Here is a 26,927-nt window from a genome sequence, read left to right on the forward strand (position 1 = left end):
GGCCAACGTCTGCGCCGCTCCAAGCATTCGCACAAAATTCGAAGATATTGACAGGGAGTAGCTCAATGACTGTAAAAGTTGCCATTAACGGTTTTGGCCGCATCGGCCGTAACGTCCTTCGCGCCATCGTCGAATCCGGCCGCACGGATATCGAAGTGGTTGCCATCAATGACCTCGGCCCGGTTGAAACCAATGCGCATCTGCTGCGCTATGACAGCATCCACGGCAAGTTCCCGGCGGACGTTAAGGTCGAAGGCGACACGATCATCGTAGCCGGTGGCAAGCCGATCAAGGTGACAGCCGTCCGCGATCCTGCACAGCTTCCGCACAAGGAACTCGGCGTCGATATCGCGCTTGAATGCACAGGCATTTTCGTTGCCCGTGACAAGGCCGCCGCCCACCTCACCGCAGGCGCCAAGCGCGTCATTATCTCGGCACCTGCCGAAGGTGCGGACCTGACGGTCGTCTTCGGTGTCAACCACGACCAGCTGACGAAGGATCACCTCGTCATCTCCAACGCTTCCTGCACCACCAACTGCCTCGTGCCGGTTGTGAAGGTTCTGGATGACGCTGTTGGCATCGATCATGGCTTCATGACCACGATCCATTCCTACACGGGCGACCAGCCGACACTGGACACCATGCACAAGGATCTGTACCGCGCCCGCGCCGCAGCCCTGTCCATGATCCCGACCTCGACCGGCGCGGCAAAGGCCGTTGGCCTTGTTCTTCCGCACCTCAAGGGCAAGCTCGACGGCACGTCCATCCGCGTTCCAACACCGAATGTCTCGGTTGTCGACTTCAAGTTTGTGGCCAAGAAGGCAACGACAGTTGAAGAAATCAACGAAGCCATCAAGGCTGCTTCCAACGGCAAGCTCAAGGGCATTCTCGGCTACACCGACGAGCCACTGGTCTCCAGAGACTTCAACCACGACAGCCACTCTTCTATCTTCGCAACGGACCAGACAAAGGTCATGGAAGGCAACTTCGTGCGTATCCTCACCTGGTACGACAACGAGTGGGGCTTCTCCAACCGCATGTCCGACACGGCAGTGGCACTGGCCAAGACCATTTGATTTTCGCAGATTGCGAATAAGCAAAACCCGGCGGGAGCGATCCTGCCGGGTTTTGTGTTTGAAGGTGTCAGTCCTCAGGCAAAGTCAGCATGATCGGGTCGTCGATTGGCTTGGACGGAACTGTGCGACGTGAATGTCACCTTCACGCTTGCGCGCCTGAGCAATGTCAAAGCTATTCTGCATCCTCATGAGCGTATCCATAGACACCCCAAAGGCCTTCTCTATTCTCAACGCCATCTCTGAAGACAGATTTGACCGCTCATTCAACAGCGCCGATAACGCCGCGCGCGTAACCCCGAGCACCTGTGCCGCAGCCGTGACCGACAGCTCCAGCGCTTCGATAATCTCGCTTTTAATGAAACCGCCGGGATGAGCAGGGTTTTTAAGACGGATGCCTTGCAACGCATTCATGGCCACCTCCTAGTGGTAGTCTTCGTAGTCGAGATCGACAATCTCGATTTCAGTTTGATCGATCCGAAGCGTGATCCGCCAGTTCTTGGTCACGAACAGGCTCCAGGTGCCTTTACGATCACCGGTAAGTTGATGCGCCTTCCAGCTCGGAACCGTGCGCAACTCGTCTTCTCGTTCCATGTCTTGAAGGAAAGAAACGATGCGAAGCAGTTTCGGTACTACCGCCGACGGCAAGCCGGTCGCGTCATCGTCTTCGATGAGACGGCGTAAACCTTTATGGATCACGTTTCGAATTTTCATATTAAAAGCTAGCAAATCGCATGAAAAGCGTCAAGCTACGCTATACACATCAACACCGATGTTCTCTGCGGTTGTGTTCGAAAGTACATCTTTCATGAATTTCCCGCCACCGCCTTGCTCTGGTCCACTTTGCCCCGGAAAAATCGAACCTAGGGATTCGGTCGCGTGCAATGCGCATCGTGCCCTGCCGTATCAATCGATACACCCGCTTGCCCTGCCCTGCGCACCTCCGTGCGCCAAGGCCGTCCAACACCCGGGCCGGATTGACTGCTGACGTGCAGAGCATGCCTTGCAACGACCTTCACAAAAGGACGTGTGCTTGGAATCGTTTTACATATTGCTACTGGTCGCCACGGTCCTCGTTCTCGTTGCAGCGTTTTCAAGCCTGATTGCCTACCGCTTCGGCGCGCCTCTGTTGCTTCTTTTCCTGATGATTGGTCTCGCCGCAGGGACGGACGGATTGGGCATTCATTTCAGCAACAATCCGCTGGCCTATATGCTGGGGTCGTTGGTCCTGGCCGTCATCCTGTTCGATTCCGGTTTCGGCACCTCCGTGCAATCCTTCCGGCTGGCGGCGGGTCCGTCGATCGCGCTGGCCACTGTCGGCGTGGTGCTGACATCGATCTTTTTCGCAGGCGCTGCGGCGTTGCTGCTCGGTTTTTCCTGGCTGGAAGGCCTGTTGCTCGGGTCGATCGTGGCATCCACAGATGCAGCGGCGGTGTTCTTCCTCCTGCGCATCGGTGGCATCCACATCCGTGATCAGGTGCGTTCGACGCTTGAAGTCGAATCCGGCACCAACGATCCGATGGCCATCTTTCTTACCATTGCACTGGTGGAAGTGGTCGCCAAGGGTCAGGGTCTCGCAGGCTTCGATACGAGCTTTCTTCTGCTGTTCGTGCAGGAAATGGGGCTTGGTGTCATCTTCGGTGTGCTTGGCGGACTGATGATCGCCAATGTCGTCAACCGTTTTCAGGTGGACCGCGGCCTCGTGCCCATCCTTGTTCTGGCGTTGGCGCTGCTCGTCTTTTCCTTCACCGGCGCACTGCATGGCAGCGGCTTTCTGGCGGTCTATGTGGCGGGCATCGTTGCTGGCAACCGCACCGTCTTTGCCAAGGGCGCGATCCGCCGTTTTCACGAGGGCATGACCTGGCTGGCGCAGATCATCATGTTCCTGATGCTCGGCCTTCTCGCCACACCCTCGCAGTTTCCGGCCATTATCGTACCTGCGGTCCTTTTGGCACTTTTTCTGATCTTCATCGCCAGACCGCTGGCCGTGTGGCTCAGTCTGCTACCGTTTAACTATACCCAACAGGAGACGACCTTCGTTGCCTGGGTCGGCCTGCGCGGCGCGGTGTCCATTTTGCTCGCCATCCTTCCAGCTTTGGGCGGGCTGGACGGCGCGGAGACCTATTTCAACGCGGCCTTCATCATCGTCCTTGTCTCTCTCTTGATACAGGGCTGGACCATCAAGCCGGTCGCCACCCGGCTCGGCCTCATCGTCCCGCCACGCATGGGCGATGTCGACAAGCTGGAGGTGGATCTGCCCGGCACCGCCAACCACGAACTCATCTCCTATCGCGTCGCCAAAGGCAGCGCCGTGCTGCAGGGCGAGCGGATTCCGCGTTGGGCCATGCCTTCACTGGTGGTTCGGGACGGCAAATCCATCCGTTATCAATATGCGGGCCGACTGCGGGAAAAAGATCTGGTCTATCTCTTCGTCATGCCCAGCTACACGCGCCTTCTCGACCGGTTGTTTGCCAGCGCCAAGCCCGTGACAAAAGACGACGAGGACATTTTCGGTACCTTTGCCATCTCACCTCAACGTCCGGCAAAAGAACTGGAGGCGTCATATGGTCCCGGCCTCCTCTCTCCTCAGGAACTGTCGCTGACCGTTGGCGAACTCATCCAGAACCGCTTTGGTGGCAAAGCGGAATATGCCGACCGCGTGAGGCTGGGCTCCCTCATTCTCATTGTCCGCGATCTCGATGAAAACCATGCCATCTCCAGTGTTGGCATCTCGCTGGAACCCGTGGAGCCTGCCACGGAACTCCCCGTCTTCATCAATCTGAAGGAAATCGTCCAGCGCAGCCGCGCCCGTCTGGCGAAACGAAAACTAACCCGCACGATGACGGCCTCCGGTAACAAGATACCGGGATCAAACTCAGGTCCCGGTCAGGCAGAAAATGATGACTGAGCGACTTGCACCGCTGGTCAGGCATAGTATGGTCGCGCGCAAAGCCATTCCGTTCAACGATATCAGGATCGATATATGCCCGCCTTCAAGACCCTCGATCACCTCACCGACATCTCTGGAAAGCGCGTCCTCGTCCGCGTCGATCTCAATGTGCCGGTTGCCGACGGCAAGGTAACGGACAAGACCCGCATCGAACGCGTTGCGCCGACGATCCTCGAACTGTCGAACAAGGGCGCGAAGGTTATTCTGCTTGCCCATTTCGGCCGCCCGAAGGGTGAGCCCGTTGCCGATATGTCGCTCTCGCCCATCGTTTCGTCAGTCGAATCCGTCCTGGGCCACCCGGTTCACTTCGCCTCCGACGCCATCGGCTCACAGGCTGCAGACGCCGTCGCCAAGATGAACAACGGCGATATACTGCTTCTGGAAAACACCCGCTTCCACAAGGGCGAGGAAAAGAATGATGCCGCCTTCGTGGCAGAGCTTGCGAAGAACGGGGACATCTATGTCAATGACGCGTTCTCGGCAGCGCACCGCGCGCACGCCTCCACCGAAGGCCTGGCCCGCCACCTGCCTGCCTACGCCGGCCGCACCATGCAGGCCGAGCTTGAAGCTCTGGAAAAAGGCCTCGGCGCGCCTGCCCGTCCTGTCGTTGCCATCGTCGGCGGCGCCAAGGTATCGAGCAAGATCGATCTGTTGATGAACCTTGTGAAAAAGGTCGATGCTCTCGTCATCGGTGGCGGCATGGCCAACACATTTCTTGCAGCGCGTGGCACCCTTGTCGGCAAGTCCCTGTGCGAGCATGATTTGGCCGAAACCGCAAAGCAGATCATGATCGAGGCTGCGACTGCGGGCTGCGCTATCGTGCTGCCGGAAGACGGCGTTGTAGCCCGCGAGTTCAAGGCAAATGCCGACAATGAAGTCGTCGATATCAACGACATCCCGGAAGACGCGATGGTGCTCGATGTCGGTCCGAAATCGGTCGAAGCCATCAAGGGCTGGATTTCCCGCGCTGAAACACTGGTCTGGAACGGCCCGCTCGGGGCCTTCGAAATCGCCCCGTTCGACACAGCCACCGTTGCAGCCGCCCAGCACGCCGCAGAATGCACCAGAAACGGCAAACTCGTCTCCGTTGCCGGTGGTGGCGATACGGTGGCAGCGCTGAACCACGCAGGCGTCGCAGATGACTTCACCTACATCTCCACCGCAGGCGGCGCGTTCCTGGAATGGATGGAAGGCAAGGTTCTGCCCGGCGTCGCTATCTTGCATGAACAGAAATAAGACGACCCTTATATCCAACACGTTTACCGTCATCCTTGGACTTCACCCGGGGATGACGGGATCGACCCCCCCCCAACCGTCTGGCATTTAAAAAATTTTAAAGGTTTCCTAAAGTTTCAAACGATTGAAATCATTTCAATCGTTTCAATGATTTAGCCTGCCATTTTCCTGCCTCGGAACTTCTGATAACCCGGATTTACTGGTTCGAAGGGAGATTGAAAATTGACTGAGCGTCTTGAAGATATCGCAGTGAAAATGGTCGCCAATGGCAAGGGTCTGCTGGCTGCGGACGAGTCCACCGGCACCATCAAGAAACGTTTCGACAGCATCAATCTGGAATCGACGGAAACGAGCCGTCGCGACTACCGCGAAATGCTGTTTCGCACAGACGAGGCGATGAAAGAGTGCATCTCCGGCGTTATCCTCTACGAAGAAACGCTTTTCCAGAAGGCTGCCGACGGAACGCTTTTCGTTGACCTCATCAAGGCGGCGGGCAGCATTCCAGGTATCAAGGTCGACACCGGCGCCAAGCCGCAGGCGTATTTTCCGGGTGAAACAGTCACCGAAGGCCTCGATGGCCTCGCTGATCGTCTGAAGACATATTACGATGCCGGTGCACGCTTCGCCAAATGGCGCGGCGTCATCAACATTGGTAACGGTCTGCCGACATGGGGCTCCATCAAGGCGGATTCACAGGCGCTCGCCCGTTACGCAGCGCTTTGCCAGCAGGCTGGCATCGTGCCGATCGTTGAGCCTGAAGTGCTGATGGACGGTGAACCCGGCACCCACAGCATCGACCGCTGCGCCGAAGTCACCGAATGGGTTCTGCGTACCGTATTCACCGATCTTTACGACGCCCGCGTCAACCTCGAAGGCATGATCCTCAAGCCGAACATGGTCATCGACGGCAAGAACGCCCGCAAGGCATCTGTCGATGAAGTGGCAGAAAAGACCGTCAAGGTTTTGAAAGCGACCGTGCCATCCGCCGTGCCAGGCGTTGCCTTCCTGTCCGGTGGCCAATCGGCGGAAGAAGCAACCGCGCATCTCTCGGCCATGAATGCAGGTTACGACCTGCCATGGGCACTGACCTTCTCCTACGGTCGCGCACTTCAGGATACGGCGCTCAAGGCTTGGGGCGGCAAGGCTGAAAACGTCGCCGCCGGCCAACGCGCCTTCCAGCACCGTGCTGAAATGAACTCGCTGGCGGCGCTCGGCAACTGGACACAGGATGTCGAAAAAGCCGCTTGAGCCAACGTCTTTACCAAACTGGTCAAACCCGCCGCTCGCAACCTGGTTGCGGGCGGTTTGGTTTGTGGAGTTGGGCGAAATCCCCCTTCAAGGCCGCAGCAACAGCACCAAACTCCAGATAACAAAAGCAGAGACAGCGATCTTCCAGCAATCGCCACGCTTGCGCAAACCTGGCAAGCCGAGCGGACGAATGATCTGGATGCACATTGCCAAAAGCAGAAAAAGCCCGATTGCCTTCGTCATCCCGAAACCTTTTGGCTTTATTGAAACAGCGTCACAGGCTGGACATTTTTAATGTTCACCAAGGACAGGCAACCTATTCGCGCGTCGTCGACCCAGATTGACATCTTGAATCGCTTAGCATGAGAGTGGCTTATGAGCAGAAACCTTCTACCCGTATTCGCTCTTTTATCCAGCACCTTGTTTCTGTTTCTGGGCAACGGTCTTCAGGGCCTTCTTCTACCGGTCAGAGGATCGGCCGAAGGGTACTCCAACGAAGTGCTTGGTTTTCTCGGCACGTCGTGGGCCGCAGGCTTCGTTGTTGGTTGTTTCGTGGCGCCCGCCATCGTCCGGCGTGCCGGTCATATCAGAGCATTCGGCAGTTTCGTCGCCCTGATCTGCCTGACCATATTGCTGACCGGGCTCTTCATCGACGACGTGTCATGGGTCGCCCTGCGCGCGTTGACGGGTTTCTGCACCGCAGGCACCTCGATGATCATCGAGAGCTGGCTGAACGAGCGTGCCACCAATGAAAGCCGTGGGGCGATCTTCTCGCTCTACATTGCCATCACGCTGTTCGGGGTCGTCGCGGGTCAGTTGATCGTGCCGTTTGGCAATGTAAGCACCACGTCGCTCTTCATGGTCTGCGCCATCATCTATTGCGTCGCCATTATGCCGGCCATGCTGTCAAAAGCCGAAAGTCCAAAACCGCTGAAAAAAGTCAAGCTGGATCTACCGGCGCTTTACCGAAACTCGCCGGTCTCCTTTATCGGCATTCTGCTCATCGGCATCGCCAATGGCGCCTACGGAACGCTGGGCGCGGTGTTTGGCGCGCGGGCGGGACTTGATGCGACGACCATCGCCATCATGGTCAGCGTCACCATTTTCATCGGGGCGCTCGCGCAGTTCCCCGCAGGCAAGCTGTCCGACAGGATAGACCGGCGATATGTGCTGGCGGGTCTTTCCGGTGTGGCGGCACTCGCAGGTCTTGCGGTCACGATTGTCCAGCCCGGCCACGTCTATGTGCTGATCGGCATGATCGCAGTCTATGGCGCAACTGCAAACGCGCTCTATCCCATCGCCGTAGCGCATGCCAACGACTACGCTTCATCGGAAGATTTTGTCAAAGTGTCGGGCGGGTTGCTGCTGCTCTACGGCATCGGCACCATCATCGGCCCGACGCTGGGCGGCCCGATCATGACATCCTTTGGCCCCTATGCCCTGTTCTGGGTCACGGCCATCTCGCATCTCCTCATCACGGCCTACGCCATGTTCAGATCCAGACAGCGTGCGGCGCTGCCAACAGAAGAGAAAGACAATTTCTCGACCACGGCCATGGCGCAGATTACACCGGAAAGCGTCTCGCTCGATCCGCGTGCACCGCAATACCCCGAGGATGAGGCAGAGTTGGAAAAAGGAGCTGGAATATGAGCGTCTTCGATGATGAACCGTTGAAACAGCAGGCCACGACTCACGTTATCGGTGGCGACCTTGCACTTTTATCCGTCGATGACCTGACCGCCCGCATCAATATTTTGCGAGACGAGATCAAACGTCTGGAGGTCGAGCGGGAAAAGAAGTCAGCCGGGAGAAAGGCAGCAGAAAGCCTGTTTCGATCCTCATCCCTTTAGCAACGTTTTATTAACGTTACACAAAGGATCAGATTTCCGTTTACCATTAACGAAAAATTAAGCTTTTTAAGTGAATATTATACATGTTCAGTCCTGCTGAACCTCAGGCAGTTTCTCCTATCGGCGATTTGGTCTGATTTTTCTCCCTGTTTTACCTTGAGAGCCGCTTTTGCGGCTCTTTTTTTGTCTCGCGTCACTATTACCAAAGCTGTGGGTATTAACCTTTCTTTAATAATCAGCTTGCGCATTTGCGTTATTGATATCATCCTGAAAATACAAAGAGGCCGGAACTATTAAGCCTCAGTCCCGTTGCCTTAGTATGGTGCGTAAGCAGGATTCGAAAAAATGTCAGAACAGGTTTTGAATACCATAAGTTTTGCAGGCCGTGCTGCGGCATCCAACCAGTTTAAGTCTCTCTATTCTGAGGGAATGACTTTGGTGGAAGAAACGGCGACTTACCTGGACGGTTCCGGACGTGCCGCGTCCAAAGTATTGCCACGGATGGCTTCTGTTCTCTACGCGGCAGAGTCGATGCGACTGACCACACGCCTGATGCAGATGGCCTCTTGGCTTCTTCTCCAGCGCGCCGTCAACAATGGCGAAATGAGCCGGGATCAGGTTCTGAGCGAGAAGAACAAGGTTCGTCTCGATAACTTCAACGTTGATCGTAGCGCACCGGGCTGGGGCGACCTGCCTGAATCCTTCCGTGATCTGGTTGAGCGTTCCCTTCGTCTCCAGAATCGCGTTGCCCTGCTGGATCGTGAAATCTACCGTCCGTCTGAAGCCAACAAGGTTCCAGATAACGAGAACAGCGTTCAGGCACAGCTCAACCTGCTGCGGACCGCGTTTTCCGGCAACTAAGGCGCTGGATGCTGAAAATGAGGAAAGCAGGCTTCGGCCTGCTTTTTTGTTTCGGCAATGTCCACATCCCGCCCCCTGCCCTTCAGATCGCCGGCATCATTCCCGAATCTCAAACAACAAAAAACCCCGGATCACTCCGGAGTTTTTTCTGTCTCGACAGTCAAGAGGATTAGAGGCCGAGGCCGCCAAAGCGCTTGTTGAACTTGGAAACGCGACCGCCACGGTCCATCAGCTGCTGGTTGCCGCCGGTCCATGCCGGGTGCGACGTTGGATCGATTTCGAGGTTCATGACCTGACCCTCAGAACCCCATGTGGAGCGTGTTTCGTATTCTGTGCCATCAGTCATGACCACTTTGATCATGTGATAGTCGGGATGAATTTCAGCCTTCATGACAATCTTCCTGCTTTGGTAACGTGCGGACCATTTGCCGCAATTGCGTCAACTGAGCCAATTCAATAATGAAGCTCCAGACCATTTGGCCATGGCTTCCCAATTCGATGCGGAGCCTATACATGAAGGTCGCCGAGATAACAAGTGCCTGCCGATGCCTGGCTTCACACTTGGCGACACACAAAAGACGCTGAGCTTGCCGCAGGCTGGCAAAAGCCATTCGTCAAGCCGGCAGATGCAGGAGTAGATCGTGGCAGACATTGAGGACCAGAAATCGTCCGCGCGCAAGACGCCGAAACCGCTGGCCAGTCTCCTGCCTTATCTGAAGCGATATCGCGGGCTGGTGGCGGCTGCCGTCTTCGCGCTCGTCCTGTCGTCGGCCACCACGCTTGCCCTGCCCCTCGCCGTTCGGCGCATCATCGACCATGGCTTCGAAGGAGCAGATGGCGCGATGATCAACAGCTATTTCGCCGTCCTCCTGGCGATCGCCGTCGTGCTCGCACTTGCCAGTGCCATGCGCTATTATTACGTCATGTCGATCGGCGAAAGGGTCGTGGCCGACCTGCGCCGCGACGTGTTTGCCCATCTGACATCGCTCTCCCAGGCCTTTTTCGACGTCAACCATTCCGGTGAACTGGCCTCGCGCCTGACCGCCGACACGGTGCAGATCCGCTCGGCCTTCGGCTCGTCTGCGTCGCAGGCACTGCGCAATATCCTGCTCTGTCTCGGTGGAGTGGCGATGATGGTCTATACAAGCCCCAGCCTCTCGGGTCTGGCACTGCTGGCCATCCCCCTCATCGTCTTCCCGCTGATCGCCTTCGGTCGTTCGGTGCGTTCGCGGTCCAGAACGACGCAGGATACGCTGGCGACTTCCTCTGCCTTTGCCGCCGAAACCATTTCCGCCAGCCGCACAATCCAGTCCTTCAATGCCGAAAGCCTGGCCAACTCACGCTACAATGACGCCGTCGAGAAAGCCTACCGTGGCGCCCGCTCTGCCATCAGCGCACGCGCTGTGCTGACGGCTGTCGCCATCAGCTTCGTCTTCGGCAGCGTCGTCGCCATCCTGTGGTATGGCGCGCATGGCGTGCTCATCGGCACGATTTCTGCCGGTACACTCAGCCAGTTCGTTCTCTATTCCGTTATCGCCGCAAGCTCGCTTGGCCAGCTTTCTGAAGTCTGGGGTGAGCTTTCGCAGGCCGGCGGTGCAGCTGAACGTCTGTCTGAATTGCTTCAGGAAAAATCCCCCGTCACGGATCCGGCAACGCCCGTTCCCCTGCCTGCCCCGGCTCGCGGTGAAGCGAGCTTCGAAAATGTCAGCTTCCATTACCCACAAGGCGGAGGCAGACCTGTCGTCACCGATTTGTCCCTCAAAGTCGCAGCGGGCGAAACGGTTGCCATCGTCGGCCCGTCCGGCGCCGGCAAAAGTACGATCTTTTCGCTGTTGATGCGGTTTTACGATCCACAAAGTGGACGCATCACGGTCGATGGCACGGATATACGCTCGGTGACGCTGGAAGAGCTGCGCTCCCGGCTGGCGATCGTACCGCAGGATGTCGCGATCTTTGCGACTTCCATCCACGACAACATTGCCTTTGGCAAACCGACAGCGACCCGTGAAGAGGTGCGCACCGCCGCCATCGCCGCACAGGCCGACGGCTTTATCGCCAATCTCGACAACGGTTACGACACCATCGTGGGGGAGCGCGGCGTCACACTCTCCGGCGGCCAGCGTCAGCGTATCGCCATTGCGCGTGCCATCCTTCGAGATGCGCCCGTTCTGCTGCTCGACGAGGCAACCTCTGCATTGGATGCCGAAAGCGAGACACTGGTACAAAAGGCGCTGGATCAGCTGATAGCCAAACGCACCACCATCGTCATCGCCCATCGCCTTGCCACCGTGCTGAAAGCCGACCGCATCCTGGTCATGGACGAGGGCCGGATCATCGAGGAAGGCACCCATCAGAGCCTCACCAGACAAGGTGGCCTCTATGCAAAACTCGCCCGCCTCCAGTTCGAAACACCTGGAAGCGAGGCGGTCGTACCGCTGGTAAAATCGAGCTAAAGCATGTCGCATTTCATTGTCCTCAATGAAACGATAACGTACAAGCGACAAACCTAGAGCTAAAGCGTGTCGCAGTGAATCCTATTCACAGAGACACGCTTTAGCTCCCAACGCTCCTGCCCGCGACCCTACCGGAAAACAGGCACCCTCCCAGAAATGTGCCTTCGAGCGCGTTGTAGCCGTGCATGCCCCCACCGCCGAACCCGGCGACTTCGCCTGCCGCGTAAAGTCCAGGCACGGGCGCACCGGCTCCGTCCAGCACGCGACCCTGGAGATCGGTGTGGAGACCGCCCAGCGTCTTGCGGGTGAGGATGTGCAGGCGCACCGCAATCAGCGGCCCGGCTGCCGGGTCTAGAAGGCGATGTGGCTTTGCCGTGCGCATCAGCTTGTCGCCGAGATAATTGCGCGCACCGCGTATCGCTGTGATCTGCGCATCCTTGCTGAAACCATTGGTGAGCTCCCGGTCCCGCGCTTCTATCTGAGTGCGGATATGACCGGCATCCAACGCTCGCTCACCGGTCATGGCGTTCATCGCGTCCACAAGATCCTCAAGCGTTTCGCGAACGGCGAAATCTTCGCCACGCTCCATGAAGGCCTTGACCGGGCCCGGCGGCTCCTTGCCCAGACGTTTCAGCAGCAAGCGGATATTCTTGTCTGTCAGGTCAGGGTTTTGCTCGGAACCCGATAGTGCGAATTCCTTCTTGATGATCGCCTTTGTCAGAATGAACCAGCTGTAATCGCTGTTCCGTTCGCGCAGGATTTTAAGCGTTCCCAGCGTGTCGAAGCCAGGCATGGCAGGGGCAGGCAGGCGATCACCGCGTGCATCGCACCAGAAGGACGATGGGCCGGGGAGAATACGAATGCCATGATTGGGCCAGATCGGGTCGTGGTTTTTCACGCCCTCGGTATAATGCCACATACGATCACGGTTGATGACCTTGCCGCCCGCCGCCTCGGTAATGCCGATCATGCGCCCGTCCACATGGGCTGGCACACCACAGACCATCTCCGCTGGCGGTTGGCCCAGCCGCTCCACCGGCCAGTTCTGCCGAACCAGATCATGATTGCCGCCGATGCCACCCGATGTGACCACCACAGCCGAGGCATCAACACGGAAGGTGCCAATCCTGTCGCGGTTGCTGGTTTCGCCGCGCCGTACCGGATCATGGTCCAGAACAGTCCCGGATATGCCAGTGACCACACCATTGGTATTTTCAAGCGCATCCACCTGATGGCGGAATCTGAAGACAATTTTGCCGTCGGCCTCTAGGGCTTTTGCTTTCGTCACGAAGGGCTCCAAGACGCCGGGGCCGGTGCCCCAGGTGACATGAAAGCGCGGCACGGAATTGCCGTGACCGTGGGCGTGCGATCCGCCACGCTCTGCCCAACCGACGACCGGAAACCAGCGCATGCCAAGCCCATGCAGCCATGCACGCTTTTCACCCGCGGCAAAATTCAGATAGGCCTCAGCCCAAAGGCGCGGCCAATGGTCTTCAGGCCGGTCAAACGCTGCCGAACCCAGCCAGTCCTGACGGGCGAGATCGAGACTGTCTCTGATACGCATGAAACGCTGCTCCGGGCTGTCGACGAAGAACAACCCTCCGAGTGACCAGAACGCTTGCCCTCCCAGGTTCTGCTCGCCTTCCTGATCCAGCAGGCAAACCCGCAGCCCACGCTCTGCTGCCTCGATCGCGGCCACCAGACCGGCAAGCCCGGCGCCCACAACAATAACGTCAAATCGCTCCATCAACCCCTCCCGGACAGAATCGATTTACTTTTACGCAAACGTCAAAAGGATGCAACGGGTGAGGGTGAGAGGGCATCCGGTTGAAGAATCAAAGTGATCGTGACCTGGGCAACGAGAGGCAGGGTACATCCCCTTGCTGGAGGGCAAAGCGACCCTATCCGCCGAACCTATGCCGAGATGGCAGCCAGTCCCGCGGCTGCACCTCTACCTCACCGCTCCGTCAGTTTCAGCTCGATCCTGCGGTTCTGAGAACGGGCTTCCGGTGTATCGCCCTCGGCCAGCGGCTGGTATTCGCCAAAACCGGCAGCAACGAGGCGATTGGCCGGAACGCCTTTGGAAACGAGGTATTTGACCACCGAGGTCGCGCGTGCTGACGAGAGTTCCCAATTGTCTCGGAAACGGCCATTGCCCGAAAGCTGGACGTTGTCGGTATGACCGTCCACGCGCAGCACCCAATTGATTTCGGGCGGAATTTCCTTTGCGAGATCAATGATGGCAGTCGCAAGCTTGGCCATCTCGGTCTGACCGTCCGGGTTGAGATCATTGCCACCGGACGGAAACAGCACTTCCGACTGGAAGACAAAGCGGTCACCGACGATACGGATGTTTTCCCGATCCGAGAGGATTTCCCGCAGACGTCCGAAGAAATCCGAGCGATAGCGGTTGAGTTCCTGCACGCGCTGCGCAAGCGCCACATTCAGGCGGCGACCGAGATCGGCAATCTTGACCTGTGAGGAGGTGTCTTTTGCTTCGGACGCCTGCAAGGCGGATTCGACCGACGCGATCTGCGCGCGAAGCGCTGCGATCTGCTGGTTGAGAAGATCGATCTGCGCCGAGGCACGTGCGCCGGACTGTCGTGCGTCCTCAAGCTCACCAGACAATTGGCCAACGCGGGCATTGGCGGCGGAACTGTTGCCCGCGCCGGAATCCAGCAAGGATTGCAGCCGCGAGCGTTCGCTTTCCGATACGGCTAATGTCGATTGCAGATTGGCCAGCGTATCTTCGATGTCCTGCTTGCTGCCCTTTTCGAGTGCCAGCAACTCGGTGAGTTCGGAAATCTGGTTGTTGAGCCGGTTCAGCACCTCATCCTTGCCGGAAATTTCCCGCGAGAGAATGAATTGTGCCAGCACGAAGACCGTAAGCAGGAACATGACGGCCATGAGCAGCGTCGACAGGGCGTCAACGAAGCCCGGCCAATAATCGACACTGCGATCGCGACGGCGATTGCGCCCAAGCGCCATGATCAATCGCTCCCGTTATCGTGGCGGGTGGAGCGGCCGGTGTTTTTCTGCTCGGCGTCGATGCGGGCCGACAGCCTGTCCAGCGTACGGCGCAGGGATTTCGATTCCTCCTGCTGCGCTTCGATCCAGTCACGCAGCATCTGCTGTTCACCGCGCATGTTCTTGACAAGACCCTGAATACCCTCGGCAAGGCTGGTCATGGCAGCGAGCGAACGTTCGGTGCCGACGGCACCGTAAGCGGCAGGCCGGCCCTCGCCGACAACGTCATTGCCAGGATCGGTCACGGACGACAGCCAGTTTTCCAACTCGGTGTAAAACCGGTTCTGGGCACGCCCGGCCTGAAGATCGAGAAAGCCGAGAATGAGCGAGCCGGACAGACCCAGCAGCGAGGACGAGAACGCCGTACCCATGCCGGAAAGGGGCGCGGTCAGACCCGATTTCAAAGAGGAGAGAATGTCGTTGGTATCACCCGCTGTGGGGTCGAGCCCCTGAATGACGTCGCTAATGGCAGCGATGGTGCCGATCAAACCCCAGAAGGTGCCGAGCAGACCGAGAAAGACCAAGAGACCGATGAGATAGCGCGATGTGTCGCGCGATTCGTCCAGACGCGTGGCGATCGAATCCAGCAGCGAACGTTGGGTGACGGTGGACAGGCGAACCTCGGCGCGCCTGTCGAGAACCGAGCGCATGGGAGCCAGCAGCTTTGGCGCTCGTCCAGCCTTGTCCACGGTGCCAGCCGCCTGAAACCGGTTGAACCAGCTCACCTCGGGGCGAAGCGAAAGAATCTGGGTGAACACCAGAATGATGCCAATAACCAGAACGCCGAGAATGAAGCCGTTCAGGCCTGGATTGGTCATGAACGCGGTTTGCGCCTGCCGAAAGAGGATTGCAGCGAGGAAGGCGACGATGATGAGGAAGAGGACCATCGTCCACAAAAACGGCGTGGGGCTCGACAGCTTATGATGATATTCTTTCGTGACCGACCTCTCGACGCCGACATCGAGCCGTTCCGTATCCGCCATAATGCTCATTCCCTCTGGACCTGCCGCGACGTCCGCGTAAACGCGCCTGAAAGCGGTTCGGCATCGCGTCATCGCTGTTATGACGGGAAGCTAGTGGAAAATTACGACGAATTGAAGTGAAAAGCCGGAGGCCAAAGGGTTTTTGCAAGATGTCTTGATAACAGGGCCGTGGGGAGGACCGTTTGCGTCATCCCGCATCTTATGCCGGACAGGTGCGATCAACCCCTTGATCGCACAACATTACTTTGCACAGTCAACGTAACAGTGCTGAATTCCGGCTCAAGGCCCGAATGATGACATGACAGCATTAACGCCCTGGTATCGGACGGTTGATGACTTCGCTCAGCGCTTTTTGGATATATTCGTTTCCGGCAACGACGCTCCCTGTCCCGAGAATGTCCTGTCCGCCCTTCATGTCGCTGACGAAGCCGCCAGCTTCACGAATCAGAACGAGACCAGCGGCCATGTCCCAAGGCGCCAGCTCCGCCTCCCAAAAACCGTCAAGACGACCAGCCGCAACATAAGCGAGATCCAGCGAAGCCGCACCGAAGCGGCGGATGCCAGCGACCTCACCCATGGCGTGACGAAGCTCAACGAGAAACTTGCCGTGATTGCCACGACCCAGATGCGGAACGCCGCAACTGACGACACAATCGGTAATCTGCTTGCGTGCGGCGACACGAATGCGGCGATCGTTAAGAAACGCGCCGCTGCCACGCTCGGCGGTGTAAAGCTCGTCTGTCGCAGGGTTGAAGATCACGCCGGCAACAATTTCGCCGTTGCGCTCCAGCGCGATGGAGACGGCAAACTGTGGGATGCCGTGCAGAAAGTTGGTGGTTCCGTCCAGGGGGTCGACGATCCAGCGATGGGCGCCGTCGGAACCCTTTTCCTCGCCGCCTTCTTCGCCAAGAAAGTCGTAGGTCGGGCGGGCCTTCATCAACTCGTCATGGACGATCTTCTCAGCCTTGAGATCGGCCTGCGAGACGAAATCGCCAGGGCCTTTGACTGAGACCTGCAGGTTCTGCACTTCACCGAAGTCACGCGACAACGATTTTCCAGCCTTGAGGGCGGCCTGAACCATGACGTTGAGAAGGGCTGAACGGGCCATGACGATGTTCCTGAAAGGTGGCTGAACCTGCTAGCCGAAATTTCCGGCAGGCACGCAAATGCGGTTTCTGATTGAAAGTTTGCGGTTCAAGACCACAAAACGCGCTGGAATTCAAGGTAAAAAGCCGAAAGACGATAGGAACTCAACTCGGACGGAAACGGTTCGCGGCGTCGATCGCTTGTCTCTGCTGGTCCTCTTCGATGCCGAGATAGAAATCCTCCAGACTTGCGTCTTTGAGGCCCGCGCGGCGTGACAGCACATACCATTTCGCAGCTTCGACCGGATTGGGCTTGGTCCCAAGTGCCTGAATGTAGAGATGGGCGACCTTGTTCTGGGCAACGACATTGCCGCGTTGGGCCGCGCCATAGAGCCAGCGGAAGCCTTCTTCCAAATTGCGCTCGCCGCCCACGCCGTTGATCAACCAGACGCCGAGATCAACCTGTGCGGTATCGAAGCCGGCTTTTGCCGCACGCGTCAGCCAGTCACGGGCTTTCGCTTTTTTGGCAGCCGGGATGTCCTTGAGGTTCCAATAGATTTGCGAAACGGCATATTGCGCGTCGGCTATGCCTTTTTCAGCGGATCTTTCATAAAATGGGAGGGCAGCCTGCAAGCCATTGGCCCCGGGCGTCTGCGACACAAGGATTTGCGCCCAGTTGAATTCGGCCTCGCCATTTCCCGCTTGTGCAGCGCGGCGCATGTAATCGTCGGCCAGGGTCTTGTCGTGCTTGACGATTTTGCCGTCTATCAGCAGCAGGGCATATTTGAACATGGCGACCGCATCGCCACCCTTGGCAGCCTGCTCGTACCAGAAGGCAGCGGTCTTTTCGTCGCGCGCAATACCGAACCCACGGGACATCATTTCGGCAACCAGCGTCTGCGCCGCCGCGTCGCCCGCCTGGGCGCGGGTCAGCGCTTTCGACAGTGCCTGAACATATTCGCCGCGCTGATAGTGACCAAAGGCTTCATCGACCTTGCCCAGAAATTTCTTTTCCGGCGGAAGTGCCGGAAGATCGGCGCCCATACGCTGGTAAACGTTCACACCTTCGGACGGCTGCAGATCCTTCTGGTCGCTCGTACCGACGCGGCCCTTGCGGATCGGATCGGCATTCGGATCGGATGGACGCGACAGAATCTCGGGCGCACCGGCCTTGGCAGGCCCAAAATCCGTATCCCCATCCGTCGGCGTCACGTCAGGCTGCGGCGCGTTGGCTCCGACACCCGGCAATAAATCGGCCTGTGGCTGGGCCGGGGCCGTGGTCGGATCTTGCGCAAAAACGCCATGCGAGATGGAGGCGCAAGCCAGCGCGAGAGCCAAAACAGACGGTTGCAAACGAAGGAAACGAGCGATCATCGCCTGTATCAACCGCCAAACCGTGGCGCTTTTTCGTCAAGCAACGCATTCGCTTCGGCAACGGCCTGAGCCACACCGCCAGCATGGCCAAAAACCGCGTTGCGCAGCGCCACAAATTCGACGCCGCTTTCGGCAACGGCAACCACCGAAGCGACATCCGAACCGCCCATGACGACGGCCGGGATTTCGATCATCGAGGCCCACCATTCGCCCAGCGCCACATTTTTCGGATGCGCTTCCGGCTTGATATCGCCGTCCAGCTTGCCGAAGAACATGTAATCCGGGTTGCTTTCACCCTGCTCCAGCGCCTTGTGACGGTCATCGGCATTACCGCCGCCAACGATGAGCTTTGGCGAAAAACTCTCGACGGCTTCGGACAGGGCTTCAGCACCGCCATTGACGTGCAGACCATCGGCCTTGACGCGACTGGCCGTCCGGCTATCGCCCGCCACAAGCGCTGCGGCACCCGCTTCCTGAACGATCGGCACCAAAGTTTCGGCGAGCTTCTGGAAGGTCGCATCATCGAGACCGTATTGCGGAATGATGACGGAGGCCACGTCGCCGCCGCGCAATGCATCCTCCAAGGTCCTGGCTTGGTGATCGGCGTCGTCGTGCGCAGGAACGATCAGAACGAGTCGGCAGCGGTCTTTGGGTGCAGTCATCGGTTTTTCCATTTTCCGCAGACGGGACGCTTCCTGCGTTATCTGCACTCGTTTTCATGAGATACTTCCGATAAACCGGACTGACGAAAGGATCAACCGTCCATCCATGCTGACCGATTTCCATTTTTTCCTCGTCGCCATCCCGGCAGTCATCCTCGTCGGCCTTTCCAAGGGCGGGCTGGGCGGCGCTTTGGCATTGATGGGTGTGCCTTTGATGGCGCTGGCCGTGCCGCCGGTTCAGGCCGCCGCGATCTTTTTGCCGATCCTCGTGGTCATGGATTTGGTCGCACTGATGGCTTGGCGCAAATACAATCACCGCCAGACCCTGCTGCTCATGCTGCCTGGGGCGATTGCAGGAATTACGCTCGGATGGGCGATGTCCAGCATGATTTCGGCCGATGCGATGCGCCTTGTAGTGGCAAGCGTCACCATCATCTTCGTGATCCGCTATTTCTTCGAGGCTTATCGCACCGCCCGCGGCGGGCAGGAAGCGCCGGCCAACGCCCAGAGCCCCGTGAAAGCGACCATCTGGTCCAGCCTTTCAGGCTACGCCAGCTTCGTTGCACATGCCGGTGGCCCGCCCTTCCAGATTTATGTGCTGCCGTTGAAACTGGACCCGAAAGTCTACACCGGGATGAGCGTTCGCTTCTTTGCGATCATGAACGCAATCAAGCTCATACCCTATTTTGCCCTTGGTGCACTGGATGTTAACAACCTTACCACCTCAGCCATACTGTTGCCCGTTGCCATGGCCGCAACCTTCGCGGGGGCAAAAATCGTGAAATACATGAAGCCCGCGATTTTTTATCCGCTGATGTACAGCATGGCGTTCCTGGCAGCGTTGAAGCTTCTGTGGGACGGGCTGCCTTTTTAGAAGCGAGACGGTTACACAAACAAAAGGCCCTGATCGCGAGAGCAATCAGAGCCGGGCTTTCAGGCTGCGACGTAAACTATACTGACGTCAGGCAACAAAGATATGATTTGATCAATGCTTGGTGGAGGCTTGCAGCCTCTGCATTTCGTCCTTCAGGCGCAGTTTCTTGCGTTTTAGATCCACAATCTGCTTATCATCCGAAGAGGGGGAAGCGAGAACGGTTTCGAGCTCCTCCTCAAGAGCACCGTGTTTCTTTTCCAGCGATGCTATATGAGCCTGAATGGTCATGCGGCACGTCCTTCCTTGTTGAACCTACCTCCAGCGCTCCATCGCTGGAGTTTCAGGTTTACGACACCAATGTGACACGGAAGGCAGCTGTTGTCGAAGGAGAAATCAAGGCAATATCGGGGCAAAATGCTGACACGGGAAACTTCCCGTTACCGTCATTTAATGGTACAGGCACGAAAGCTGAAAACAAAATGGCCGGATGGCGGTCCGGCTGTATCATATGGGGACCACAAGAGATGCCCGATCAGGATCAAGCCGACGTTCGGCTGGTGCTTGCGCGACTTCGCCAGGAGCATGAAGACTATGATGCCGCGATCAATGCCATGATCCAGACCAATTGCGAGGCATTGCGGATCCAGCGCATGAAAAAGAAAAAGCTGGTCATCAAGGACAAGATGACCCAGATCGAAGACCATATTATCCCCGACATCATCGCCTGATACGGAGAGACCGTTGAGCACAGAGACACCGCCCGTCGCCATCATCATGGGAAGCCAGTCCGACTGGGAAACCATGAAAAACGCAGCCGATACGCTGGATGCGCTGGATGTGGAATATGAAGCCCGCATCATTTCCGCCCACCGCACGCCCGAGCGCATGTTCAGCTTCGCCAGCGGCGCGCGCGAGGAAGGTTTCAAGGTCATCATTGCCGGTGCCGGTGGTGCAGCCCACCTGCCAGGGATGACAGCAGCCCTGACCCCGCTTCCGGTGTTCGGTGTTCCCGTTCAATCGAAAACCATGTCGGGTCAGGACAGCCTCTATTCCATCGTCCAGATGCCCGCAGGCATTCCCGTCGGCACGCTCGCCATCGGCCGGGCCGGTGCCATCAACGCAGCCCTTCTGGCAGCATCCGTTCTGGCGCTGTCCGACGAGGATCTGGCTGACCGGCTGGATGAATACCGCGCGCGCCAGACGGCCGCGATTGCGGAATACCCCATGGACACCCCGCAATGAGCCTGGACGTGACCGGCAAATCAGGAACCATCGGCATCATCGGTGGCGGTCAGCTTGCACGCATGCTGGCCATGGCTGCGGCCCGGCTCAACTTCCGCACCATCGTACTCGAGCCACAGGCCGACTGTCCGGCAGCGCAAGTCTGTAACCGCCAGATCGTCGCTGCCTATGATGACGAAAAAGCGCTGGCCGAACTGGCAAATGTCTGCGACGTCGTGACTTACGAGTTCGAAAACGTCCCCGTCGTCGCAGCCCAGACGTTGGCGGCCTCCGTTCCCGTCTATCCGCCAGCGGAAGCACTCAGCGCCTCGCAGGACCGATTGACGGAAAAACGCTTCCTCAATGATTGCGGTATTCCCACAGCCGACTTCGCCCAGGTGGACGATCAGGCGAGCCTTGAAGCCGCGCTGTCTGATTTCGCAGGCAAGGGCGTCCTGAAGACCCGCCGAATGGGCTATGACGGCAAGGGCCAGCGCGTATTCAAGGGCGGCGAAGACCTGGCCGGTGCGTTCAACGCACTGGGCGGCGTTCCGCTGATTCTGGAAAGCTTTGTACCCTTCGAGCGCGAAATCTCGATCATCGCAGCCCGCTTTCGGGATGGCACGGTCACCTGTTACGATCCGGCAGAAAACGTGCACCTGAGCGGCATTCTCCACACCTCGACAGTTCCGGCGCAGCTTTCCGACGCCGCGAGAACCGTTGCGGTGGAATCGGCAGAAAAGCTGCTGGCCGCTCTCGACTACATCGGCGTGGTCGGTATCGAATTCTTCGTATTGCCGGATGGTTCACTGGTGGCAAACGAGATGGCCCCGCGCGTGCACAACACCGGCCACTGGACGGAGGCTGCTTGTGTGGTCTCCCAATTCGAGCAGCACATTCGCGCCGTGGCAGGTCTTGCCCCCGGCTCGACGCAGCGCCATTCAGACTGCGTGATGACAAATCTGATCGGCGACGACATCAGCGCGGTGCCGCATTGGCTGGCGAAAAACGATTGCCTCGTGCACCTTTACGGCAAGACCGAAGCACGCGCAGGCCGCAAGATGGGCCATGTCACACAGCTGACGAACCCCGGAAAACCAAGTCTTTCCCGGCAAAATACGCCTTAGCGTGTTGACAGGCTGGGACTGACGGGGTATTTGCCTGCCAACCGAAAAAAGCGCGCCCTCGTAGCGCGTTTTTGATTGTTTATACATGCGTGGCAAGAAGCGTCACGCCAAACTGCGGACCAGAAAAATGAAAATCAAGAACTCGCTTAAAGCGCTTAAGGCCCGTCACCGCGATAACCGTCTGGTTCGCCGCAAGGGCCGCGTCTACATCATCAACAAGATGAACCCACGTTTCAAGGCTCGTCAGGGCTGATTACCCTCTTCACGCGTGCCCGTCCGGTCGAGACGGATCACATTGTTGATAGACTGCAGAATTTAATTCCATAATTGGCGCAGGCGGATTACGTTAACCGCATGCGCCAATTTCGTTTTCAGACCTTTCTCGCAGTCGCCCTCGGGTTTTTGACCCTCAGCCCCCTGCCCTCCGCCCATGTTTCCGCAGCACGGGCTGCCGAGCTGGCAAGCAGCGCGCCCACGCAACAGACAGCGGTTGCACCAGAAGCAGCGCCAAAAACCTCCATCGACAATCTGTTCTCCAGCTTGAAAAAAGAGCGCGACGCCCAGAAAGCCCGCGTCATCGCCAACGAAATTGTCAGCGAATGGACGGATTCCGGCAGCGCGACCATCAACCTTCTGATGACGTGGTCGCAAGAAGCCGCGGAAAAGAAGCGCAAGGCAGCAGCTTACGATTTTCTGGATCAGGCGATCTATCTTGAACCCGACTTCGCACAGGCCTGGTACCGCCGCGCTCTTGTCCATTATTCCGATGGCGATACACGCAAGGCCATGTCTGACCTGAACAGCACGCTGGAAAAAGAACCACGCTATTTCCCGGCGCTCGCCAGCCTTGCCAATATTCTTGAGAGCAACGAACGCAATGAGCTGGCGCTGAAGGTTTGGGAGCAATATCTGGCGCTCTACCCGGCAGACAAGGACGCGCAGAAGGAAGCCACCGACCTTACGGAGAAATTGGCGGGAACGCGCAGTTAAGGATCTTTTCGGAGACGCTTATGCGACGCCGATGCGCAGCAGGTCGTGGAAGTGTACCAGACCGATGGGACGGTTGTCGTCATCAACAACGATGAGAGCGCCGATATGATGCTTCTCAAGCGTGGCGAGAGCAGCCGTCGCCAGAACGTTTTTCGTCACTACCTTCGGCGATGTCGTCATCACCTCATCGACGCTGAGTTCTGACAGGTTGCGCGTGAGATTACGCGCCATGTCGCCTTCGGTCACAATCCCGCACAAGCGGCCATCGTGATCCAGCACCGCCACACAGCCGAAATGCTTGCGCGCCAGAATGCTGACAGCTTCGGGCATGGATGTCCCCTTGGAGACGAGCGGCAGACGCTCGCCCGTATGCATGATGTCGCCAACAAGCGTGAGTGATGCTCCAAGTTTTCCACCCGGATGGAACACGCGAAAATCACCAGCCGTAAAGCTGCGTGCCTCCAGAAGGGCGACAGCGAGGGCATCGCCCAGCGCCAGCTGCATCATCGTCGACGTCGTCGGTGCCAGGCCATGCGGGCAGGCTTCCTGTTCATCGGGAATGAGAAGCACGATATCGGACGCTTTCGCAAGCGAGCCCTGCTTTGCGCAGGTCAATGCGACCAGCGGAATGGAAAATCGCCTCGTGTAATTGATGATGCTACGGAGTTCCGCACTCTCTCCGCCTTTGGAAATAGCCATTACCACATCATGACTGCCGATCATGCCCAGATCGCCGTGGTTGGCTTCAGCCGCATGAACGAAAAAAGCAGGTGTTCCGGTGGAGGCAAAAGTAGCGGCAAGCTTGGAGCCGATATGGCCGCTCTTGCCAACGCCCGTAATAATGAGGCGGCCGCCCGATTTACCAATAACGTCGATGGCGCGGCAGAACTCGTCGCCCAAGGGCCCTTGCAAGGCGTCTTCCAGCGCCGACAAACCACCCTTTTCAATCGAAATGGTTCTCAAAGCCGATTCGACGGCGTTATTTTCCACCAGTGTGACAGCTCTCGTAATCATGGCGCGACTGATACTCCTTTCGAGAAATCATGTCTATCGGCCAATATCGATGACCACGCCGTTTTATCAGGTCATCGATTTTCACAGACTGTTAACCATAAAATAACCCGGCACGGGCACCATGGCGGTTCAACGACGCATTTCCAAACATGTATTCTGCCAAGAAAACCATAGGCTTATCCTATTCTTCGGCAGAGCGGACGGAATCGAGATGCAGTATCTGCGATTGGCTGAGAATTCAAACTGGATGGGTAAGAGCACGTATGGTTCATGAGAACACCGCAAAACGTCAGGTGACGTGGCGGAAAGCAGCTGCAACGCTGCTGGCGTGCACCCTATTGTGCCCGGTCTATCCGGCTTTTTCCCAGTCCTCCTCGTCTCAGCCTGCCGCCGCGACATCGTTGCGAACGCTGACCAGCGCCGACCCCAACATCGGCCAGAACAATCTCTCCGTCGTAGATCCGGACAGTGCGGCGCGTGACGATGCGCGAACGGCTACTGCCGCCGACACTGTGACAACTGGCAGCCTTCGTCCATCGTCTACGCCCGGCGAGACCATTTCCGAGCCGCCGGATGAAGCGACCGTGGTTTATGAGGAGCCGCAAAACCCGTATGAGCCGACGGTCGATGGTGGCCAGAACATCCAGGCCGATGACGGCCAGGCACCGGGCATCCGTATCGGTACGATGACGCTGCGCCCGTCCATCAGCCAGTCGATAAACCATGAGAACAAGACGTTCCCCGGTGGATCGAGCAGCCGCAATTATCTGACGACAGGCATTCGCGGCACGCTGACCAGTGACTGGTCGCGTCACGCATTGACGATCACCGGCGACGGGGCATACCAGCGCAATCTGGGGGGAGGCAGTGCCGGGCAAGAGCCGAGCGCAAATCTTGGTGCCGACTTGCGCCTTGATTTGGGCGATGGCACACAGGCCAATCTGACCGCAGGTTACGCCTTCAGCCGTGAAGACACCAACGATCCCAACGCCGTCTCCGGCGCCTCCGTGCAGGGCGGCGAGCATGTCTTTACCGCTGGCGCGTCGGTTGAGCGCAATGTCGGAATCTTGAAAGCGCTCGCTGCTCTCGATCTCTCGCGTACCCTCTATACGGACGCCAAGGGCGTCAACGGCCAGGCCATCAGCCTGAGCGACCGTGACCGCTACGGTGCAGGACTTCGCGCTCGCGTGGGTTATGAGCTGTCACCTGCACTGGTTCCGTTTCTGGAAGCAACTGCGGGGCTGACAAATTACGACCAGACCCGCGACAACACAGGCTATGAGCGCTCTTCGCAAAGCTATGGAGCAAAGGTCGGCACGCAGATCGATCTGGGTGAAAAGCTGCGCGGTGAGGCGGCCATCGGCTATCTGCGCAAGGAATATGACGACAGCCGACTGTCGGCGGTCAATGCCATGTCGCTGGATGGCAACCTCGTCTGGTCGCCGCAACGCGGCACGGATGTCAGCCTTGGTCTGCGAACGACAATCGAGGATTTTGCAGGCGGCGCGCAGGGCGGCTGGGTTTCGCGCGAACTCATCGCCGGGCTGACGCAGCAGTTGCGCCGCGATCTCGTGGCGCGGTTGACCGCAGGTTTGGAACGCAGAAACTATCAGACATCGTCTCTGCGAGACGAAACCGAATATCTCATCGGTGCGGGACTGACCTGGAGCATCAATCGCTATCTCGATTTCACCACCGACATCAGCTACGAGACGACGCCAGTGACCGATAACAGCACATGGCGCATCGGTGCAGGCCTGACGTTGAAGCGTTAGCCACAAAAAAATCCCGGCACAGAGGCCGGGATTTTTCATTTGAAGCCAGAAAGCTTACTTCAGCTTGCTGACCATTGCCTTCAAAGGTTCTTCGATGGATGCGCGAATGTCGGCGCGTTCCAGTGCGAAAGCAAGGTTTGCGAGAATGAAGCCATCCTTGGCACCGCAATCGAATGTTTCGCCGTTGAAACGATAACCGGCAAATTCCTGGCTCTTGGCAAGAGCCAGCATGCCGTCCGTCAACTGGATCTCATTGCCTGCACCGCGTTCCTGATTCTCGAGAATGTTGAAAATCTCGGGCTGCAGGATGTAGCGACCGTTGATGTAGTAGTTAGACGGAGCCGTTCCCTTGGCAGGCTTTTCGACCATTTCGGTGATCTTAAAGCCTTCACCGACGGTTTCGCCGACACCGACGATGCCGTATTTATGCGCCTGATCAGGTTCGCATTCCTGAACCGCAATCACGTTGCCGCCGGTCTGGTCGTACAGATCGACCATGCCCTTCAGGCAGCTTTTCTGCGAATGCATGATCATGTCGGGCAAAAGAACCGCAAAGGGCTCGTCGCCGACGATATCGCGGGCGCACCAGACCGCATGGCCGAGACCCAGCGGCACCTGCTGACGGGTGAAGCTTGCGGTCCCTGCCTTGGGCAGAATGTCGGCAAGAAGTGTCAGCTCGGCATTCTTGTTGCGTTCGCGGAGCATCTGCTCCAGTTCGAACTGGATGTCGAAGTAGTCCTCGATCACGCCCTTGCCGCGACCGGTCACGAACACGAAGTGCTCGATGCCCGCTTCGGCAGCTTCATCCACCACATACTGGATGACCGGCTTGTCGACCACGGTCAGCATTTCCTTCGGAACAGCCTTTGTTGCAGGCAGGAAACGCGTCCCAAGACCGGCCACCGGGAAAACTGCTTTCCGAATTTTTTTCTGTTCTACCACACATCCCTCCTAAGAGATTTCATCACTGTCATTAAGCACGCACGACTTTGTTATCAAGAAAGTGGCAAACTTTTGTAAAGGTGACGTTACCTTTGGTTAATGGTAAAGAATTTGTTGACCTTGAGTTGCTATGACATCGTTAAGCCCGATGCGTATCTCGCAATCGATATGAAATTCGAGAG

The 26,927-nt window shown here is 57.8% G+C and carries 29 protein-coding genes; 16 read left to right on the forward strand and 13 right to left on the reverse strand.

Going from position 1 to position 26,927, the window contains the following annotated elements; genetic code table 11:
* Nucleotides 1-65: 65 nt before the first annotated feature.
* Complete coding sequence (gap, locus tag EKM04_RS17385) at nt 66-1,076, forward strand: type I glyceraldehyde-3-phosphate dehydrogenase (protein ID WP_183895890.1); 1,011 nt, start codon at nt 66-68, stop codon at nt 1,074-1,076.
* A gap of 84 nt (nt 1,077-1,160) precedes the next feature.
* On the opposite strand, the gene EKM04_RS17390 is transcribed toward gap, so the two are convergent.
* Both EKM04_RS17390 and EKM04_RS17395 read right to left on the reverse strand, forming a co-directional pair.
* Entirely contained in the window at nt 1,161-1,487 is a 327-nt protein-coding gene (locus tag EKM04_RS17390; RefSeq protein ID WP_174153874.1) for a HigA family addiction module antitoxin, read from the reverse strand.
* Between the two features lie 9 nt (nt 1,488-1,496).
* Entirely contained in the window at nt 1,497-1,772 is a 276-nt protein-coding gene (locus tag EKM04_RS17395; RefSeq protein WP_252094087.1) for a type II toxin-antitoxin system RelE/ParE family toxin, read from the reverse strand.
* Between the two features lie 334 nt (nt 1,773-2,106).
* Between EKM04_RS17395 and EKM04_RS17400 the strand changes: the two genes are divergently transcribed.
* The 7 genes from EKM04_RS17400 (at nt 2,107) to rcdA (ending at nt 9,218) form a co-directional block, all read left to right on the forward strand.
* The gene (locus tag EKM04_RS17400) at nt 2,107-3,981 is read left to right on the forward strand and encodes a potassium/proton antiporter (RefSeq protein ID WP_183895894.1); all 1,875 of its coding nucleotides are present in this window, start codon (nt 2,107-2,109) and stop codon (nt 3,979-3,981) included.
* Between the two features lie 75 nt (nt 3,982-4,056).
* Nucleotides 4,057-5,259 (forward strand): phosphoglycerate kinase, encoded by a 1,203-nt coding sequence (locus EKM04_RS17405; RefSeq protein WP_183895896.1) that lies wholly within the window; start codon nt 4,057-4,059, stop codon nt 5,257-5,259.
* Nucleotides 5,260-5,481: 222 nt separating this feature from the next.
* Entirely contained in the window at nt 5,482-6,507 is a 1,026-nt protein-coding gene (locus tag EKM04_RS17410; protein WP_183895898.1) for a class I fructose-bisphosphate aldolase, read from the forward strand.
* Nucleotides 6,488-6,802 carry a hypothetical protein gene (locus tag EKM04_RS17415; RefSeq protein WP_183896163.1) on the forward strand — a complete coding sequence of 105 codons (315 nt, stop codon included), beginning with the start codon at nt 6,488-6,490 and terminating at the stop codon, nt 6,800-6,802. The genes EKM04_RS17410 and EKM04_RS17415 overlap by 20 nt, the downstream gene beginning before the upstream one ends.
* Before the next feature lie 80 nt (nt 6,803-6,882).
* Nucleotides 6,883-8,157: an MFS transporter gene (locus tag EKM04_RS17420; protein ID WP_174153880.1), complete on the forward strand. Its 1,275-nt coding sequence runs from the start codon at nt 6,883-6,885 to the stop codon at nt 8,155-8,157.
* Entirely contained in the window at nt 8,154-8,357 is a 204-nt protein-coding gene (locus tag EKM04_RS17425) for a DUF1192 domain-containing protein (RefSeq protein ID WP_174153881.1), read from the forward strand. The genes EKM04_RS17420 and EKM04_RS17425 overlap by 4 nt, the downstream gene beginning before the upstream one ends.
* Before the next feature lie 345 nt (nt 8,358-8,702).
* Nucleotides 8,703-9,218 (forward strand): protease adaptor protein RcdA, encoded by a 516-nt coding sequence (rcdA, locus tag EKM04_RS17430; protein ID WP_174153882.1) that lies wholly within the window; start codon nt 8,703-8,705, stop codon nt 9,216-9,218.
* 169 nt (nt 9,219-9,387) lie between these two features.
* On the opposite strand, the gene rpmE is transcribed toward rcdA, so the two are convergent.
* Nucleotides 9,388-9,609 (reverse strand): 50S ribosomal protein L31, encoded by a 222-nt coding sequence (gene rpmE / locus EKM04_RS17435; RefSeq protein ID WP_045228450.1) that lies wholly within the window; start codon nt 9,607-9,609, stop codon nt 9,388-9,390.
* Complete coding sequence (locus tag EKM04_RS17440) at nt 9,599-9,829, reverse strand: hypothetical protein (protein WP_183895900.1); 231 nt, start codon at nt 9,827-9,829, stop codon at nt 9,599-9,601. Before EKM04_RS17440 ends, rpmE begins: the two co-directional genes overlap by 11 nt.
* A gap of 30 nt (nt 9,830-9,859) precedes the next feature.
* Here EKM04_RS17440 and EKM04_RS17445 point away from each other — a divergent pair, with 30 nt between their 5' ends.
* Nucleotides 9,860-11,671, forward strand: a complete 1,812-nt coding sequence (locus EKM04_RS17445) for an ABC transporter transmembrane domain-containing protein (RefSeq protein WP_183895902.1) — start codon at nt 9,860-9,862, stop codon at nt 11,669-11,671.
* A 100-nt stretch (nt 11,672-11,771) separates the two neighbouring features.
* On the opposite strand, the gene EKM04_RS17450 is transcribed toward EKM04_RS17445, so the two are convergent.
* The 6 genes from EKM04_RS17450 to EKM04_RS17475 form a co-directional block, all read right to left on the reverse strand.
* On the reverse strand, nt 11,772-13,418 hold the full coding sequence (locus EKM04_RS17450) for an FAD-binding dehydrogenase (RefSeq protein WP_183895904.1): 1,647 nt from the start codon (nt 13,416-13,418) through the stop codon (nt 11,772-11,774).
* A 209-nt stretch (nt 13,419-13,627) separates the two neighbouring features.
* Entirely contained in the window at nt 13,628-14,659 is a 1,032-nt protein-coding gene (locus EKM04_RS17455; RefSeq protein WP_183895906.1) for a peptidoglycan -binding protein, read from the reverse strand.
* A gap of 2 nt (nt 14,660-14,661) precedes the next feature.
* Nucleotides 14,662-15,681: a flagellar motor protein MotA gene (locus EKM04_RS17460; protein WP_174154091.1), complete on the reverse strand. Its 1,020-nt coding sequence runs from the start codon at nt 15,679-15,681 to the stop codon at nt 14,662-14,664.
* 307 nt (nt 15,682-15,988) lie between these two features.
* Complete coding sequence (locus EKM04_RS17465; RefSeq protein ID WP_174153887.1) at nt 15,989-16,789, reverse strand: inositol monophosphatase family protein; 801 nt, start codon at nt 16,787-16,789, stop codon at nt 15,989-15,991.
* Nucleotides 16,790-16,931: 142 nt separating this feature from the next.
* Entirely contained in the window at nt 16,932-18,152 is a 1,221-nt protein-coding gene (locus tag EKM04_RS17470; protein ID WP_412762968.1) for a tetratricopeptide repeat protein, read from the reverse strand.
* On the reverse strand, nt 18,149-18,802 hold the full coding sequence (locus tag EKM04_RS17475) for a thiamine phosphate synthase (protein ID WP_174153888.1): 654 nt from the start codon (nt 18,800-18,802) through the stop codon (nt 18,149-18,151). Before EKM04_RS17475 ends, EKM04_RS17470 begins: the two co-directional genes overlap by 4 nt.
* A gap of 106 nt (nt 18,803-18,908) precedes the next feature.
* Between EKM04_RS17475 and EKM04_RS17480 the strand changes: the two genes are divergently transcribed.
* Nucleotides 18,909-19,676, forward strand: a complete 768-nt coding sequence (locus EKM04_RS17480) for a sulfite exporter TauE/SafE family protein (RefSeq protein ID WP_183895908.1) — start codon at nt 18,909-18,911, stop codon at nt 19,674-19,676.
* Between the two features lie 111 nt (nt 19,677-19,787).
* Here the strand turns inward: EKM04_RS17480 and EKM04_RS17485 are convergent, their stop codons facing one another.
* Complete coding sequence (locus tag EKM04_RS17485; RefSeq protein WP_111837586.1) at nt 19,788-19,964, reverse strand: YdcH family protein; 177 nt, start codon at nt 19,962-19,964, stop codon at nt 19,788-19,790.
* 236 nt (nt 19,965-20,200) lie between these two features.
* Here EKM04_RS17485 and EKM04_RS17490 point away from each other — a divergent pair, with 236 nt between their 5' ends.
* From EKM04_RS17490 to EKM04_RS17510, 5 genes are all read left to right on the forward strand, one after another.
* Complete coding sequence (locus EKM04_RS17490; protein WP_174153890.1) at nt 20,201-20,404, forward strand: YdcH family protein; 204 nt, start codon at nt 20,201-20,203, stop codon at nt 20,402-20,404.
* A 46-nt stretch (nt 20,405-20,450) separates the two neighbouring features.
* Complete coding sequence (gene purE, locus EKM04_RS17495; protein WP_174154093.1) at nt 20,451-20,918, forward strand: 5-(carboxyamino)imidazole ribonucleotide mutase; 468 nt, start codon at nt 20,451-20,453, stop codon at nt 20,916-20,918.
* On the forward strand, nt 20,915-22,024 hold the full coding sequence (locus EKM04_RS17500) for a 5-(carboxyamino)imidazole ribonucleotide synthase (RefSeq protein WP_183895910.1): 1,110 nt from the start codon (nt 20,915-20,917) through the stop codon (nt 22,022-22,024). The genes purE and EKM04_RS17500 overlap by 4 nt, the downstream gene beginning before the upstream one ends.
* A 127-nt stretch (nt 22,025-22,151) precedes the next feature.
* The gene (ykgO, locus tag EKM04_RS17505; protein WP_007607121.1) at nt 22,152-22,277 is read left to right on the forward strand and encodes a type B 50S ribosomal protein L36; all 126 of its coding nucleotides are present in this window, start codon (nt 22,152-22,154) and stop codon (nt 22,275-22,277) included.
* A gap of 101 nt (nt 22,278-22,378) precedes the next feature.
* Entirely contained in the window at nt 22,379-23,014 is a 636-nt protein-coding gene (locus tag EKM04_RS17510; protein WP_183895912.1) for a hypothetical protein, read from the forward strand.
* An 18-nt stretch (nt 23,015-23,032) separates the two neighbouring features.
* On the opposite strand, the gene EKM04_RS17515 is transcribed toward EKM04_RS17510, so the two are convergent.
* Complete coding sequence (locus EKM04_RS17515) at nt 23,033-24,028, reverse strand: KpsF/GutQ family sugar-phosphate isomerase (protein WP_174153893.1); 996 nt, start codon at nt 24,026-24,028, stop codon at nt 23,033-23,035.
* Nucleotides 24,029-24,291: 263 nt separating this feature from the next.
* Here EKM04_RS17515 and EKM04_RS17520 point away from each other — a divergent pair, with 263 nt between their 5' ends.
* Nucleotides 24,292-25,803, forward strand: a complete 1,512-nt coding sequence (locus tag EKM04_RS17520) for a surface lipoprotein assembly modifier (protein ID WP_183895914.1) — start codon at nt 24,292-24,294, stop codon at nt 25,801-25,803.
* Between the two features lie 54 nt (nt 25,804-25,857).
* Here EKM04_RS17520 and galU read toward each other — a convergent pair whose 3' ends face one another.
* A complete protein-coding gene (galU, locus tag EKM04_RS17525; protein ID WP_174153895.1) occupies nt 25,858-26,745 on the reverse strand; it encodes a UTP--glucose-1-phosphate uridylyltransferase GalU in 888 nt (295 codons plus the stop codon).
* Nucleotides 26,746-26,927 lie beyond the last annotated feature (182 nt).

Source organism: Rhizobium skierniewicense Ch11 (genome assembly GCF_023757665.1).
In the GTDB taxonomy this organism is placed as follows: domain Bacteria; phylum Pseudomonadota; class Alphaproteobacteria; order Rhizobiales; family Rhizobiaceae; genus Agrobacterium; species Agrobacterium skierniewicense.